The organism is Streptomyces sp. NPDC002490 (assembly GCF_040296045.1).
In the GTDB taxonomy this organism is placed as follows: Bacteria; Actinomycetota; Actinomycetes; order Streptomycetales; family Streptomycetaceae; genus Streptomyces.
In genome coordinates, this window is sequence record NZ_JBEOWM010000069.1 from 1 (window position 1) to 14,626 (window position 14,626).

General features: G+C 74.4%; 11 protein-coding genes. 2 read left to right on the forward strand and 9 right to left on the reverse strand.

Annotation, left to right across the window (positions count from 1 at the left end; genetic code table 11):
* Positions 1-55: 55 nt before the first annotated feature.
* Positions 56-565: an ATP-binding protein gene (locus ABT092_RS28440; protein WP_502968524.1), complete on the reverse strand. Its 510-nt coding sequence runs from the start codon at positions 563-565 to the stop codon at positions 56-58.
* A 205-nt stretch (positions 566-770) separates the two neighbouring features.
* The gene (locus ABT092_RS28445; protein ID WP_351248895.1) at positions 771-1,391 is read right to left on the reverse strand and encodes an HdeD family acid-resistance protein; all 621 of its coding nucleotides are present in this window, start codon (positions 1,389-1,391) and stop codon (positions 771-773) included.
* Positions 1,392-1,462: 71 nt separating this feature from the next.
* Between ABT092_RS28445 and ABT092_RS28450 the strand changes: the two genes are divergently transcribed.
* A complete protein-coding gene (locus tag ABT092_RS28450) occupies positions 1,463-2,227 on the forward strand; it encodes an enoyl-CoA hydratase/isomerase family protein (RefSeq protein WP_351248897.1) in 765 nt (254 codons plus the stop codon).
* 37 nt (positions 2,228-2,264) lie between these two features.
* Here the strand turns inward: ABT092_RS28450 and ABT092_RS28455 are convergent, their stop codons facing one another.
* Together ABT092_RS28455 and ABT092_RS28460 are read right to left on the reverse strand one after the other, a co-directional pair.
* Complete coding sequence (locus ABT092_RS28455; protein WP_351248899.1) at positions 2,265-2,888, reverse strand: DJ-1/PfpI family protein; 624 nt, start codon at positions 2,886-2,888, stop codon at positions 2,265-2,267.
* A gap of 58 nt (positions 2,889-2,946) precedes the next feature.
* Entirely contained in the window at positions 2,947-3,906 is a 960-nt protein-coding gene (locus tag ABT092_RS28460) for a GlxA family transcriptional regulator (protein WP_351248901.1), read from the reverse strand.
* Positions 3,907-4,250: 344 nt separating this feature from the next.
* Here ABT092_RS28460 and ABT092_RS28465 point away from each other — a divergent pair, with 344 nt between their 5' ends.
* Complete coding sequence (locus ABT092_RS28465) at positions 4,251-6,614, forward strand: Tex family protein (protein ID WP_351248903.1); 2,364 nt, start codon at positions 4,251-4,253, stop codon at positions 6,612-6,614.
* A 53-nt stretch (positions 6,615-6,667) separates the two neighbouring features.
* Here ABT092_RS28465 and ABT092_RS28470 read toward each other — a convergent pair whose 3' ends face one another.
* From ABT092_RS28470 to ABT092_RS28490, 5 genes are all read right to left on the reverse strand, one after another.
* On the reverse strand, positions 6,668-8,305 hold the full coding sequence (locus ABT092_RS28470) for an ABC-F family ATP-binding cassette domain-containing protein (protein ID WP_351248905.1): 1,638 nt from the start codon (positions 8,303-8,305) through the stop codon (positions 6,668-6,670).
* 198 nt (positions 8,306-8,503) lie between these two features.
* The gene (locus ABT092_RS28475; RefSeq protein ID WP_351248907.1) at positions 8,504-9,532 is read right to left on the reverse strand and encodes an oxidoreductase; all 1,029 of its coding nucleotides are present in this window, start codon (positions 9,530-9,532) and stop codon (positions 8,504-8,506) included.
* Positions 9,533-9,924: 392 nt separating this feature from the next.
* Positions 9,925-10,788: an oxygenase MpaB family protein gene (locus tag ABT092_RS28480; RefSeq protein ID WP_351248909.1), complete on the reverse strand. Its 864-nt coding sequence runs from the start codon at positions 10,786-10,788 to the stop codon at positions 9,925-9,927.
* Positions 10,789-10,916: 128 nt separating this feature from the next.
* Positions 10,917-13,106, reverse strand: coding sequence for a 3-hydroxyacyl-CoA dehydrogenase NAD-binding domain-containing protein (locus ABT092_RS28485; protein ID WP_351248911.1), 2,190 nt, complete (start codon positions 13,104-13,106; stop codon positions 10,917-10,919).
* A 54-nt stretch (positions 13,107-13,160) separates the two neighbouring features.
* The gene (locus ABT092_RS28490) at positions 13,161-14,375 is read right to left on the reverse strand and encodes an acetyl-CoA C-acetyltransferase (RefSeq protein ID WP_351248913.1); all 1,215 of its coding nucleotides are present in this window, start codon (positions 14,373-14,375) and stop codon (positions 13,161-13,163) included.
* Positions 14,376-14,626 lie beyond the last annotated feature (251 nt).

A 14,626-nucleotide genomic window follows, 5' to 3' on the forward strand; every position in this document is an offset into this window, starting at 1 on the left:
GGCCCGGATCCCCGCGGGGATCCGGGCCACGCCGCGTCTTCCCCTCCCCCCGCGGTCAGTGGTGCGCGACGGCGCGGGGGACGAGCGGCAGGGCGGACCAGATGACCTTTCCGCCGCCCGGCGTCTGCTCGACGTCGCACACCCCGCCGACCTCCCGGGTCACCTCGCGCACCAGGAGCAGGCCCCGGCCGCCGGTCTGCCCGTGGTCGGCCTCCAGGGCGGTCGGACGGTAGGGGTGGTTGTCCTCCACCGACACCCGCACCCATTCGGCCCCGACCGCGAGCTCCACGGAGAGCAGCGGTGACAGCACGGCCGCGTGCTTGACCGCATTGGTGGCCAGCTCCGAGACGATCAGCAGGAGCCCGTGGAGGACCTCCTCGGCCAACGGAACCCGCTGGCGCAGCAGCAGGTCGCGCACGGCACGGCGGGCACGGGGCACCGAGGCGTCCGCCGCGGGGGCCTGGAGGCGCCAGACCCCCTCGTAGGGCAGGGGGTCGACGACGCCAGGGGGTACCTGGTGGCCGACTCCGGAAGGAGGTCCGGAATCCCACCCGCCGCTGTCCATCGTCCGGTCTCCGCCCTTGCGCTCGGTTGTCTCCACATACCGAGTGTTGGGAACGCGCGGACCCTCCTCGGAGAACTGACCAGAAGTCAGCACGTATCGACGCATTGTGACCGAACGCGCATGGGGTCCGCCGGCCGCGACGACTACTCGTGAATCGATTTGTCGCGTTCGGACACTCTCCCGTTCTTCGGGTTGTACGCGATCCTCAGTGGGTAGGGGTTCCGGGCGGGCCGGTCGGGGGCTTCGGCTCCTCCGGTCCGACCAGGGCCTCCGTGACCAGCCCGACGATCTGGCGCCCGCCGAGGCCGGTGGCGATCAGTCCGAGCCCGTCGAAGAGCAGCGCCAGCGAGAAGAAGCAGCCGATGACGTACACGCTGCTGCTGGGCCACTCCGCGAGGACCAACACCCCCAGGAGCACCCCCAGGGCTCCCTGCACCAGCGCCCAGCCGAGCTGGGGCCCCCGCGCCACCAGGGCTCCGACCAGCCGGAACAGCCCTCCGGCCAGGAACAGCAGCGCGGCGAACATGGTGAGCGTCGCCGCCGCCACGTCCGGGCGGCGCAGGATCACGATGCCCGCCGCGAGGTACAGCGCGGCGATGAGCACCGCGGGCCAGAAGTAGCTCTCGCGTCGCGCCTGGACCGCGTGCACCAGGCCGACCACCCCGCCGATCAGCAGCAGCCAACCGAACAGCAGCATCGAGGTGAGGGTCGCCACGCCGACGTACACCAGCCCGACCACACCGGCCACGACCAGCAGCAGGCCGAGCACCACCAGACCCGTGAACCCCCGGCGCAGCTTCTTGGCCTCGGTACGGGGCGTACTCATGGGCGCCTCCCGGAACGGCACGACCCCCACTGATGATCGTACGTTCACGCGCGGCGGATAGCATCCGGCGCATGGAGCCTCAGTTGCCGTACGGCGTGACCGACGGGGTGGCGACGATCGTCATCTGCCAGCCCGCGAAGCGCAACGCCATGACCGAGGAGATGTGGCAGTCGCTGCCGCCGATCCTCGACGAGCTCGCCGCCGACCCCGCCGTCCGGGCCCTGGTCCTGACCGGTGCCGGCGGAACGTTCTGCGCGGGCGCGGACATCTCCACCCTCAGCGGGCCCCCCGGCACGGCCGAGGCCACCCAGGCCCTGGCCGTGCGCGCCGAGGAGGCCCTCGCCGCCTTCCCCAAGCCGACGCTGGCCGTGGTCAGGGGGCACTGCGTGGGCGGTGGCTGCCAGCTCGCCGTCGCCTGTGACCTGCGGTTCGCCGACGAGGAGGCCCTGTTCGGGGTGACGCCCGCGAACCTGGGCATCGTCTACGCCGAGTCGTCGACCCGGCGACTGGTGTCCCTGGTGGGGCCGGCGACGGCGAAGTACCTGCTGTTCTCGGGCGAGTTGATCGACGCCGCCCGGGCACTGCGCACCGGCCTGGTGGACGAGGTGCTGCCGGCCGACGCGCTGGACGAGCGGGTCGCCGCGTTCACCGCGCTGCTCACCACCCGCTCGCAGCTCACCCAGGCGGCGGCCAAGGACTTCGCGGCGGGCCGTACCGACCGGGCCGAGCAGTGGGCGGCGCTCGCCCGCAGCAGCGGCGAGACCGCCGAGGGCGTCGCCGCCTTCCTCGACAACCGGCCGCCCCGGTTCCCCTGGCCGCCGCAGCCCGCGGAGTAGGCCCGCGGCGTTCCGCGGGCGCACCCGTGGAGGGACCTCAGCCCGCCGTCGCCCTCCAGTGGGCGACGAGGTCGGCGGGGGCCTTCTCCGGGGCGCCCGCGTCGTAGGGCGGTTGCGGGTCGTACTCCAGCAGCAACTGGACGCTCTGGGCCGCACGGTCACCCGCGATCCGGCCCACCAGGGTCAACCCCATGTCGATGCCCGACGACACCCCCGCGGCGGTCACGTACTTCCCGTCGAACACCACCCGCTCCGGGCTCGGCACGGCCCCCGCGGCACCCAACTCCTCGCGCGCCAGCCAGTGGGTGGTGGCCCGGCGCCCGGTGAGCAGCCCGGCCGCGGCGAGGACCAGCGACCCCGTGCACACGGAGGTCGTCCAGGTGGTGTGCGCGTCGACGGCGCGCAGCCAGTCCAGGAGGTCGGGGTCCCGGGTCTGCGGGGTGACGTCCGGGCCGCCGGGGACCACCACGATGTCGGGGCGGGGCACCTCGGCGAAGGTCCGGTCGGCGACCAGCGCCAGACCGCCCGAGTCGTTGCGGACCGGGCCGCGGGCGGCGGCCACCAGGGCCGTTTCCGTGTCCGGGAGGTGTTGCAGGGTCTCGTAGGGACCCACGGCGTCCAGGGTGGTGAACCCCTCGAACAGGACGATGGCCAATTGCATTCGGGTGCCTCTCTCTCGTGTGCGTCTTCTGGTGCGGGGCGCGGGACGGGCCCGCGCGTCAGGAAGGGGAACGGAAGCGACGGCGGTAGTCGGCCGGCGGAGCGCCCACGGTGCGCACGAAGGCGCGGCGCAGGGCCTCCGGGGTGCGGTAGCCGCAGCGGCGCGAGACCTCCTCGATCCCGTCCGCCGTCTCCTCCAGCAACCGCCGGGCGTGCTCGACGCGGACCCGCTCCACGTACCGCCCGGGGGTCACGCCGGTCTCCGCGCGGAAGGCCCGGGCGAAGTGCCGCGGGGACAGCGCCGCCCGGGCGGCGAGCGCGTCCACGGACAGGTCGGCCGCCGGGTGCTCCACCACCCAGCGCTGCACCTCCCGCAGCGGCGCCCGGCTCGCGGTCTGGGCGGCCAGCGCCGCGCTGAACTGGGCCTGGTTGCCGGGCCTGCGCAGATAGACCACCAGGTGGCGGGCGATGGTCAGGGCCACCTCGCGGCCGTGGTCCTCCTCGACGAGGGCCAGGGCCAGGTCGATGCCCGCGGTGACGCCGGCCGAGGTGGCGATGGCGCCGTCCCGGACGAAGATGGGGTCGGGGTCGACCGTCACGGCCGGGTGCTCGCGCGCCAGGGCGTCGCAGTACGCCCAGTGGGTGGTCGCCCGGCGGCCGTCCAGGAACCCCGCCCGGGCCAGCAGCACGGCTCCGGTGCAGACCGACACCAACCGTTCGGCGCCCGCCCCGTGCTCCCGCAGCCAGGCGACGACCGACTCCTGTTCCGGGCCCTCGCCGTCGCCGCCGGGCACCACCAGGACGTGCGCGGACGGCGCCCCGGCCAGGTCGGTGTCCGGAACGAGCAGCAGGCCGCTGGAGGTCCGCACCGGGCGGCCGTCCGGTGCCGCGGTGCGCACCCGGTAGCCCCCGGTCGGGTCGCCCAGGGCGTACGAGGCGCCGTTGAACACCTCCGTGGGCCCGGTGACGTCGAGGCTCTGCACCCCGTCGAAGAGGAGCACGAGGACGGTTCGTTGCATGTCGTCGATCCTCTTCGCTCCCGGTGGACGACCGCAATGACGGGTGTCCCACCTTTCCTGCCACGACCCTCGGCGGGCCCGGGAGGGACGGGCCCGGCGGCGGACTGACCGCCCCTCAGCACGGGTCCGCACGGCGGCCCGAGCGCCCGGTGGGCACGGGAGGGGGCAGGAGGGCGCTCCTCCTCGCCGCTGCCCACGCGCCCTGGCGGGGCTGCGGGCGGTGGGGGACGGCGAGGGCGCCGGGTCGGCCCGCTCCCGTCGGCCGGCGAGGCGGCGGCCGCCCGTTGTCACCGGCACCTGCGACAATTGCGGCGCAACCTCAGTGAAGAAGGCGGGACGGGATCGTGACGACACCCCTCGTAGGGTCCATCGAAGGCAGGATCGCCGAGGAGCTCGGCGTGCGGGAGCGGCAGGTGCGGGCCGCGGTGGAACTGCTCGACGGCGGTGCGACGGTGCCCTTCGTCGCCCGCTACCGCAAGGAGGCGACCGAGTCCCTCGACGACGCCCAGCTGCGCGCCCTGGAGGAGCGGCTGCGCTATCTGCGGGAGCTGGAGGAGCGGCGGACCGCGGTTCTCGACTCGGTGCGCGAGCAGGGCAAGCTGACCGGGGCGCTGGAGGCGTCGATCCGGGCGGCGGACACCAAGGCCCGGCTGGAGGACGTCTACCTGCCGTTCAAGCCGAAGCGGCGCACCAAGGCGCAGACGGCCCGCGAGGCGGGGCTGGGGCCGCTGGCGGAGGGCCTGCTCGGCGACCCGTCGGTGGAGCCGCTGGCCGCCGCGGGCGCGTTCGTGGACGCCGACAAGGGCGTCGCCGACCCGCAGGCCGCGCTGGACGGGGCCCGGGCGATCCTCACCGAGCGGTTCTCCGAGGACGCGGACCTGATCGGCGAGTTGCGGGAGCGCATGTGGACGCGGGGGCGCGTCGCGGCGAAGGTGCGGGCGGGCAAGGAGGAGGCGGGGGCCAAGTTCGCCGACTACTTCGACTTCGCGGAGCCGTTCACCGCACTGCCCTCGCACCGGGTGCTGGCGATGCTGCGCGGCGAGAAGGAGGAGGTCCTCGACCTCACCCTGGAGCCCGAGGAGCCGCGGGACCCGACCGCTCCCCCGGCCCCCACCTCGTACGAGCAGTCGATCGCCGCGCGCTTCGGCATCGCGGACCGGGGTCGTCCCGCGGACAAGTGGTTGAAGGACACCGTCCGTTGGGCCTGGCGGACCCGGGTGCTGGTGCACCTCGGGATCGATCTGCGGCTGCGGTTGCGGACCGCCGCCGAGGACGAGGCGGTCCGGGTCTTCGCGGCCAACCTGCGGGACCTGCTGCTGGCCGCCCCGGCCGGCACCCGGGCCACGCTGGGCCTCGACCCCGGTTTCCGCACCGGGGTGAAGGTGGCCGTGGTGGACTCCACCGGCAAGGTCGTGGCGACGGACGTGATCCATCCGCACGTGCCGCAGAACCGCTGGGACGCCTCGGTGGCCGCCTTGGCGCGGCTGGCCGCGGAGCACGCGGTCGAGCTGGTGGCCGTCGGCAACGGCACCGCCTCCCGGGAGACGGACAAGCTGGCCGGCGACCTGATCGCCCGGCATCCCGAGTTGAAGCTGACCAAGGTGATGGTGTCCGAGGCCGGTGCTTCGGTGTACTCGGCCTCGGCGTTCGCCTCGCAGGAACTCCCGGACCTGGACGTGTCGCTGCGCGGGGCGGTGTCCATCGCACGGCGGTTGCAGGACCCGCTCGCCGAGTTGGTGAAGATCGACCCCCGGTCCATCGGGGTCGGCCAGTACCAGCACGACCTGTCCGAGGTGAAGCTGTCCCGTTCGTTGGACGCCGTCGTCGAGGACTGCGTGAACGGCGTGGGGGTGGACGTGAACACGGCCTCGGCGCCGCTGTTGGCCAGGGTGTCGGGCATCAGCACCGGCCTCGCCGAGAACATCGTGTCCCACCGGGACGCCCACGGCCCTTTCCGGTCCCGGACCGCGCTCAAGGACGTGTCCCGGCTCGGCCCCAAGGCGTACGAGCAGTGCGCGGGCTTCCTGCGCATCCGGGGCGGCGCCGATCCGCTGGACGCCTCCAGCGTCCACCCGGAGGCGTATCCGGTGGTGCGGCGGATGGTGCGGGCGAGCGGGGGCGAGGTGGCCGCCCTGATCGGCAACGGCACCGCGCTGCGGTCCCTGAGGCCCGGTGACTTCGTGGACGGGACCTTCGGTCTGCCGACGGTCACCGACATCCTGCGGGAGCTGGAGAAGCCGGGGCGCGACCCGCGGCCCGCGTTCCGCACGGCGACGTTCAAGGAGGGCGTGGAGAAGCTCTCCGACCTGGTCGCGGGGATGGTGCTCGAAGGGGTCGTCACCAACGTCGCCGCGTTCGGCGCCTTCGTGGACGTCGGTGTGCACCAGGACGGGCTGGTCCACGTGTCGGCGATGTCGAAGACCTTCGTCAAGGATCCGCGGGACGTGGTGAAGCCCGGAGACGTCGTCCGGGTGAAGGTCCTGGACGTGGACGCCGTGCGCAAGCGGATCTCCCTGACGCTCCGGCTGGACGACGAGGCCCCGAAGGGCCGGGACGGCGCGGCCCGGCCCTCCCGGGAGGGTGCCGCCCGCGAGGGCCGGCGGGCGCCCCAGCCGCGACAGGGCAGGGGCGGCGGCGGGTCCCGGCCGGCCGCGCAGCCGGCGAACGGTGCGATGGCCGACGCGCTGCGGCGCGCCGGACTGGGCTAGCGACGGTGAGGGGGCGGCCGGATCCCGCGCCGCCCCCTCGTGCGTCGGGTGGCTCAGCCCTCGGTGATCCGACCGTCGGCCACGGCCACCCGGCGGGTGGTGTGGACGGCGTCCAGCATCCGCCGGTCGTGGGTGACCAGCAGCAGCGTGCCCGGGTAGGCGCCCAGCGCGGACTCCAACTGCTCGATGGCGGGCAGGTCGAGGTGGTTGGTCGGCTCGTCCAGCACCAGGAGGTTGACGCCCCGGCCCTGGAGCAGGGCGAGGGCGGCGCGGGTCCGTTCACCGGGTGACAGGGTGGCCGCTGGGCGCAGCACGTGGCCGGCGCCCAGCCCGAACTTGGCGAGCAGGGTCCGCACCTCGGCGGGCTCGGTGTCCGGCACGGCGAGCCGGAAGGCGTCGATCAGCGGCTGCGGCCCGTGGAAGAGGGCCCGTGCCTGGTCGACCTCGCCGACGACGACGCCCGGTCCGAGCGCGCTGTGCCCGGCGTCCAGGGGGAGGCGTCCGAGCAGCGCGGCGAGCAGGGTGGACTTCCCCGAGCCGTTGGGGCCGGTGACGGCGATCCGGTCGGCCCAGTCGATCTGGAGGTCGACCGGACCGAAGCGGAAGTCACCGCGGCGCACCTCGGCCCCGCGCAGGGTGGCGACCACGGCGCCCGAGCGGGGCGCCGCGGCGATCTCCATCCGCAGCTCCCACTCCTTGCGGGGTTCCTCCACCTTGTCCAGCCGCTCGATGAGCCGATCGGTCTGCCGGGCCTTGGCCGCCTGCTTCTCACTGGACTCGGCACGGGCCCGGCGCAGGATCTTGTCGTTGTCGGGGGACTTGCGGAGCGCGTTCTTGACGCCCTTGTCCATCCACGCCCGCTGGGTGCGGGCCCGGGACTCCAGGGACGCCTTCTTGTCGGCGTACTCCTCGTAGGCGGCGCGGGCGTGGCGGCGCGCGGTCTCGCGTTCCTCCAGGTAGGAGGCGTAGCCGCCGCCGAACAGGTTCACCTGTTGCTGGGCGAGGTCGAGTTCCAGGACCTTGGTGACGGTCCGGGTGAGGAACTCGCGGTCGTGGCTGACGAGGACGGTGCCCGCGCGCAGCCCCTGCACGAAGCGTTCGAGCCGGTCGAGCCCGTCGAGGTCGAGGTCGTTGGTGGGCTCGTCCAGCAGGAACACGTCGTAGCGGGAGAGCAGCAGGGAGGCGAGCCCGGCGCGGGCCGCCTGGCCCCCGGAGAGGGTGGTCATGGGCTGGTCCAGGTCGACGCCGAGGCCGAGTTGGGCGGCGGTCTCCTCGGCGCGTTCGTCCAGGTCGGCGCCGCCCAGGGCCAGCCAGCGCTCCAGGCTCACCGCGTAGGCGTCGTCGGCGCCCGGGGCGCCGTCCACGAGTGCCTGGGTGGCGGTGTCCATGGCGTGCTGGGCTTCGGTGACACCGGTGCGGCGGCCCAGGAAGGCGCGGACGCTCTCGCCGGGACGCCGGTCGGGTTCCTGGGGGAGGTGGCCGACGGTGGCGTGCGGCGGGGACAGCCGTAGGACGCCCTCCTCGGGGGCGTCGAGTCCGGCGAGCAGTCTCAGCAGGGTGGACTTGCCCGCGCCGTTGGCGCCGACGAGGCCGATCACGTCCCCGGGGGCGACGACGAGTTCGAGTCCGGAGAAGAGGGAGCGGCTGCCGTGGCCCGCGGCGAGGTCCTTGGCGACGAGGGTGGCGGTCATGGGGTCCGATCGTGGGAGTGGGTGACGAGCGTACGACGGACGCACACCGCTGCGCCCGCGCCGGGTGCCCGCAGGCGCGTGCGCTGCGGCCCGGGGGCGGGGTCTCGTCCGTCGGGACGGTCCTCGGTCACCGGCACATCGGCGGGTACCCCCTGCTGGTCGTGGTCCGTCGTGGACGGCGCCCGGCGGCCGCCGCCGTCACCGTGCGGACGGCGCGACGAGCACGCTGTCCGTGGTGCGCGCCACCAGGAAGGATCGGCTCCGGCGCAGGCCACCGTCAAGCGGGATTCGGTGGTGGCCGGGGCCGAGCACCCCGTCGAACACCTCCTGGGTGCGGGCACGGCGCAGTCGGTCGAGGCGGTAGGCCAGCACGCGGACCCGGCAGGTGGAGGTGACGTCGATGCCGGCCTCGTCTCCGGAACGCGCGAGGCGGGTGAGCCTGCGGCGTCCGGCCGGGGCGGTGTCCAGGGCGTGTTCGACCTGGGCGACGAGCAGGGGGACGATGGGCGCCAGTCCGTCGACGTAGGTGACGTTGACCCCGGCGTGCGCGAATGCGGCGCGGACCTGGGTGCGTTCGCCGGTGGGGACGGTGGCGCCGAAGGCGACCGCGCCGTAGGTGCGCAGTTCGGCGGGGGGCACCCGGGCGGCGTCCCGGGTGATCTCGGCGCCGATGCCGATGGTGCGCAGGGCCGCGGCGAGCCGGGCCAGCACGGCGACCCGGTCGCCGACGAGCAGCACCCGGCGCGGAGCCGGCCCGGCGGTGTCCAGGAGGGGGCGCAGGGCCGCACGGTACTCGGCGCCGCGGAACCGGAACGGGCCCAGCCCGTGGTAGCCGCCGAGCACGAGGTCCACGCGGGGGGTGGTCTGCCAGGCGAAGTCACGCCAGATGACGTCCTCCGGGGAGGCGGGGTCCCCTTCGATGACTGCGGTCACCGCACCGCAGGCGAGGTCCTCGCACTCCGGACAGGCGTAGATGATGTGCCGGCGGTGGGCGAGCGGGGCGGGGGCTTCCAGGAGGAGGCTGCGCACCTGGGAGGAGAAGATCGCCGGTGGCACGTCAGCGGCGAGCGGGGAGACGGCGTCGAGGTCGGCGAGGCGGTACAGCAACGGGCGGCCGTCGACGATGAAGTCCACGAAGTCCCGGTGTGCCTGGGGTTCGCCGTTGGCGTGGATCTCGCCCGCACGGGTGGCGGGTGCCAGGGCGAAGGTCGCGTACGCGGCAGACATGGGGCGAGTATCCCCAGCCGGGCCGGCCGGGGGGCGGCGCGCCACGGGCTGCGGAGGGCGCCGGTCGGGTGCCCGGGCGAGGGACGGCGGTGGCGGGGGTGGCGGGTGCCGGACGGACGGGGCCTGGTCTTCGCTGCGGGCAAACGGTGCGATGGCAGGCGATCACCTCGACGGTCGCGGCGTCCGGGGGGTGGTTCGGTTGCCGTTGCGAATCCGCCGGTGCGCGCCGGCCGGGCCCGGCGCGGGGCAGCGCGGGGGCGGGTGCCGCACCGGCCGTGCGCGGGGGCGCACACACGGTCGAGGGCGTAGCCGGCCCCATCCGACTGGACGGACGGGGCGGGACGGCGCGCACCGCGCGGTGTCCCGCCCCTGGACGGTCCTCGACCGGCCGCTCAGTCCAGTCCGTGACGGACCCGGGCCGCATGGGCGTCGGGAAGGTAGCGCATGCGGTGCGGAAGCCGGGAGACCACGGCACCGATGGCCCGGCACAGCCGCCGTAGGCGACGCTCCTGGGCCTCGGTCCACGGCAGCCCCAGCACCGTGCGCGCTTCGGGCGGCAGCAGTCCGATCGACAGGAACCGGCGCAGCCGCAGGAACAGCGGGCGCAGCGCGGGCCACAGCAGGCGCACCGCGATCCGTACCGGTCGGGGCCCCGCTTCGGGGACCGGTAGCGGCCGTCGGACGTCGAGCAACTCCTGTGCCACTCCGGTGAGTTCCAGCTCCTTGAGGGTGGCCCGGTAGTAGGGCCAGAACTCTTCGACGGTCTCCGGCAGATCGCGTTCGTGGATGCCGAGGAGTTGACCGACCCGACGCCACTCGGCGAAGTAACGGCGCTCCTCGTCCTCGGTGTAGGGGCGGGACCAGAGGTACGGGCGGGCGTAGCGGGTCACGGGGTACCCGGTGGCGTGCACCCAGGCGTAGGTGCGGGCGGCCAGTGCGTGGTAGCGGCGCCCCCGGGCGTCGGTACCGCCGACGGTGCGGTGCAGGGCGCGCAGGCGGCGCCCCTCCGCCACGGCCCGTTCCTCCCCGTACACCCACAGCAGCACGGACCGCACGGAGCGGGCGCCACGGCCCCAGGGGTCGGTGCGGAACGCCGAGTGCTCGTCGACGCCGGCCCCGACCGCGGGGTGGCTCACCTGGAGGACGAAGGCCGGGCCGAGGGTCAGCAAGGTGCGGATGTCACCTGTGTCCTGCCAGAGGATGCCTCCGGGCGGAGGCGGTTGGAGAATACGAGAATGTTGGACATCGAGCGACATATGGCCAGTATGAGGAAGATGCTTCCGGAGAGGCTCATTTGGCTCCGCGCGTCAGGTGATTCCGTTGTGGCGTGGGCCACTTCGCCCCGTGCACCGGTGGGCACGCGGGGCGAAGCCCTGCGCAGGGGTCAGCGGTCGCGGAGGGGTTCGCCGCGCCGGGCGCGCGCCACCAGGGACTCCGGCGGGGCGAAGCGGTCCCCGTGGCGCTCGGCGAGTGCACGCGCCCGGGTCACGAAGCCGGGCAGCCCGCCCCGGTAGCCGTCGACGTACTGGAGCGCTCCGCCGGTCCAGCCGGGGAAGCCGATGCCGAGCAGGGAGCCGATGTTGGCTTCGGCGACGGAGGTGACCACCCCTTCGTCCCACGCCCGGACGGCTTCCAACGCCTCGGCGAAGAGGAGCCGTTCGGACAGCTCGGGCAGGGGCGCGGGCGCACCGGAGCGGGTGAAGTGGGTGCGCAACCCCGGCCACAGGCCCGCCCGTCGACCGTCGACGTAGTCGTAGAACCCCGCGCCGCCCGCCCGGCCGGGACGGTCGAACTCGTCGACCATGCGGTGGACGACGGCCTCCGCGGGATGCGGCTGCCAGGTGCCCCCGGCGTCCTCCACGGCACGGCGGGCGGCGGCGCGGATGCTGCGGGACAGCGTGAGGGTGAGCTCGTCGGCGAGGGCGAGCACCTTCGTCGGATAGCCGGCCTGGGCGGCGGCCTGTTCGACGGAGGCGGGTTCGACGCCCTCGCCGACCATCGCCACTCCTTCGTCCAGGAACCTCCCGATCACCCGGGAGGTGAAGAAGCCGCGCCCGTCGTTGACGACGATCGGGGTCTTGCGGAGCCGGCGCACCAGGTCGAAGGCGCGGGCGACCGCCTCGTCGCCGGTGCGTTCGCCCCGGACGATCTCCACCAGGGGCATCCGGTCCACCGGGGAGAAGAAGTGCAGGCCGAGGAAGTCGGCCGGGCGCCGCACCCCGTCGGCGAGGTCGGTGACGGGCAGGCTGGAGGTGTTGGAGCACAGCAGGGCGTCCGGGGCCAGGAAGGGCTCGACCTCCTGGAGCACCCGGCGCTTCAGGTCGGGGTCCTCGAAGACCGCCTCGATGACCGCGTCCGCCCCGGCGAAGTCCGCGGCGGTGGCCGCGGGGGTGATCCGGGCGAGCAGGGCGTCCGCCTCCTCCCGGCTGCCGCGGCCCCGGGCGACGGCCTTGGCGCACCGCTGTGCCACGCGTTCCCGGCCGCGCTCGGCGGCGTCGAGGGAGACGTCCCCCAGGACCACGTCGATCCCGACGCGGGCGCACGCGTGGGCGATGCCCGCTCCCATCCGGCCGGCGCCGAGCACGGCGACCCTCCCGATCGGGCGCGGCCGGGCGTCCCGGGGCCGGGCGGCACCGGAGTTGACGGCACGGAGGTCGAAGAAGAACGCCTGCATCATGTTCTTCGCCGTCTGTCCGGTCACCAGGGCGGTGAAGTGGCGGGACTCGACGACCTCCGCGGTCGCGAAGTCCACCTGTGCGCCCTCGACGGCCGCCGCGAGGATGGCGCGCGGCGCCGGGCAGGGCGCCCCCGCGGTCCGCTTCCGCAGGGTGGCGGGGAAGGCGGGCAGGTTCGCGGCGAGCCGGGGGTGCGCGGGGGTGCCGCCGGGGATGCGGTGGCCCGGGGCGTCCCAGGGCTGCCGCGACTCCGGATGCGCGTCGATGAACGCCCGTGCCCTGACCAGGAGTTCCTCGGGGCTGTGCACGACCTCGTGGACGAGTCCGAGTTCCAGGGCGCGCCGCGGGCCGTACTGGGTGCCCTGGAGCAGCACGTTGAGGAGGGCGTCGGAGACGCCGAGCATCCGGACCGTGCGGGTCACCCCGCCGGCTCCGGGCAGGAGGCCCAGGGTGACCTCCGGGAGGCCGAACTTGACGCCCGGGGCGTCCAGGGCGATGCGGTGGTGGCAGGCGAGGGCGATCTCGTACCCGCCGCCGAGGGCGGTGCCGCCCAGGGCCGCGACCACGGGGACGCCCAGGGTCTCGATCCGGCGCAGGTCGCGCTTGACGCCGAGGCTCGCCTCGAACACCTGGGCGGCGTCCGCCGGGCCGGCGGCGAGCAGCTCCTTGAGGTCGCCGCCGGCGAAGAAGGTCTTCTTGGCGGAGGTGACGAGGACGCCGCGGACGCTGCTGCGTTCGGCCTCCAGTCGGTCGGCCACGGCGGTGAGGGAGGCTTGGAAGGCCGCGTTCAGGGTGTTGGTGGAGTGGTGGGGGTCGTCGAGGACGAGGGTGACGACCCCGGCCCGGTCCTGTTGCCAGCGGATCGCGGACGGCTGCCGGACGGTGGTGGACTCGCTCATGGGGTGACTGCTCCGGGGTGCGGCGGGCGGGTGGAGGGGGGACGAGCGGCGCGGTCAGAGGCGTTCGACGACGGTCGCGACGCCCATGCCGCCGCCGACGCACAGGGTGACCAGTCCGTAGCGCCCGTCCCGGCGTTCGAGTTCGTCCACGAGGGTGCCGAGGATCATCGCCCCGGTGGCGCCGAGCGGGTGACCGAGGGCGATGGCCCCGCCGTTGACATTGACCTTCTCCAGGGGGAGGCCCGTCTCCCGCACGAACCGGAGCACCACCGCCGCGAACGCCTCGTTGATCTCCACCAGGTCGAGGTCGTCGACGGTGAGCCCGGCCTTGGCGAGGGCCTTGCGGGTGGCGGGCGCCGGTCCGGTGAGCATGATGGTCGGCTCCGAGCCGGACACCGCGGCGGAGACGATCCGGGCCCGCGGCCGGAGCCCGTAGCGCTCCCCCACCGCCCGTGAGCCGACGACGACGAGCGCCGCGCCGTCCACGATGCCGGAGGAGTTGCCGGCGTGGTGGACGTGGTCGATGCGCTCGACCCAGTGGTACTCCTGGAGGGCCACCGCGTCGAAGCCCGCGCGCTCGCCGATCTCCGCGAACGACGGCTTCAGCGCGGCGAGGCCGTCCACCGTGGTGCCGGGGCGCGGATGCTGGTCGTGGTCGAGGACGACGAGCCCCGCCCGGTCGCGCACCGGAACGACCGAACGGTCGAAGCGGCCGTCCGCGCGCGCCGCCGCCGCGCGTTCCTGGGAGAGCACCGCGTACGCGTCGACCTCGCGGCGGGAGAAGCCCTCGATGGTGGCGATCAGGTCGGCGCCGATGCCCTGCGGAACGAATCCGGTGGCGAGGTTGGTCAGCGGGTCGGCGAACCAGGCCCCGCCGTCCGAGGCCATCGGCACCCGGGACATCGACTCGACGCCTCCCGCGAGGACGAGGTCCTCCCATCCCGAACGGACCTTCATCGCGGCGAGGTTGACGGCTTCCAGCCCGGAGGCGCAGAAGCGGTTCTCCTGCACCCCGGCGACCGTGTCCGGCAGTCCCGCGGCGAGCGCGGCGATCCGGGCGATGTCGGAGCCCTGGTCGCCGACCGGGCTGACGACCCCCAGGACCACGTCGTCGATCGCCGCCGGGTCGAGGTCCGGGAAGCGGTCGCGCAGCTCGTGGATCAGACCGACGACCAGGTCGATCGGCTTGGTGCCGTGCAGGGCGCCGTTCGCCTTGCCGCGCCCGCGCGGGGTGCGGATCGCTTCGTACACGAATGCTTCGGTGGTCACGGGTGGGCCTTTCGACGGCGCCCGTGCGGGCGCGCTGCGGATGCGTGGCGTGCGCGACCGGCCCGCAAGCGGCTCGCGGCACCGGAAGCGATGCTAAGGGCTGTCCCCGTGGATACCCACCGATAGCCGCACGAGGCGCCACCCGCGCCCGCCACCGGTCGGAATCCGACGTCACGGGCCCGGTCCGGTGGCGTGATCGTTCAAGACGGCGGCCCGGACCGGGCCCTAGCGTGAGGGCACCGGACGGAGGG

What these genes read in the sequence shown, in the direction of transcription:
- ABT092_RS28440 (WP_502968524.1), bottom strand. Translation starts at nt 565, where the DNA reads ATGGACAGCGGCGGGTGGGATTCCGGACCTCCTTCCGGAGTCGGCCAC.
- ABT092_RS28445 (WP_351248895.1), bottom strand. Translation starts at nt 1,391, where the DNA reads ATGAGTACGCCCCGTACCGAGGCCAAGAAGCTGCGCCGGGGGTTCACG.
- ABT092_RS28450 (WP_351248897.1), top strand. Translation starts at nt 1,463, where the DNA reads ATGGAGCCTCAGTTGCCGTACGGCGTGACCGACGGGGTGGCGACGATC.
- ABT092_RS28455 (WP_351248899.1), bottom strand. Translation starts at nt 2,888, where the DNA reads ATGCAATTGGCCATCGTCCTGTTCGAGGGGTTCACCACCCTGGACGCC.
- ABT092_RS28460 (WP_351248901.1), bottom strand. Translation starts at nt 3,906, where the DNA reads ATGCAACGAACCGTCCTCGTGCTCCTCTTCGACGGGGTGCAGAGCCTC.
- ABT092_RS28470 (WP_351248905.1), bottom strand. Translation starts at nt 8,305, where the DNA reads ATGACCGCCACCCTCGTCGCCAAGGACCTCGCCGCGGGCCACGGCAGC.
- ABT092_RS28475 (WP_351248907.1), bottom strand. Translation starts at nt 9,532, where the DNA reads ATGTCTGCCGCGTACGCGACCTTCGCCCTGGCACCCGCCACCCGTGCG.
- ABT092_RS28480 (WP_351248909.1), bottom strand. Translation starts at nt 10,788, where the DNA reads ATGTCGCTCGATGTCCAACATTCTCGTATTCTCCAACCGCCTCCGCCC.
- ABT092_RS28485 (WP_351248911.1), bottom strand. Translation starts at nt 13,106, where the DNA reads ATGAGCGAGTCCACCACCGTCCGGCAGCCGTCCGCGATCCGCTGGCAA.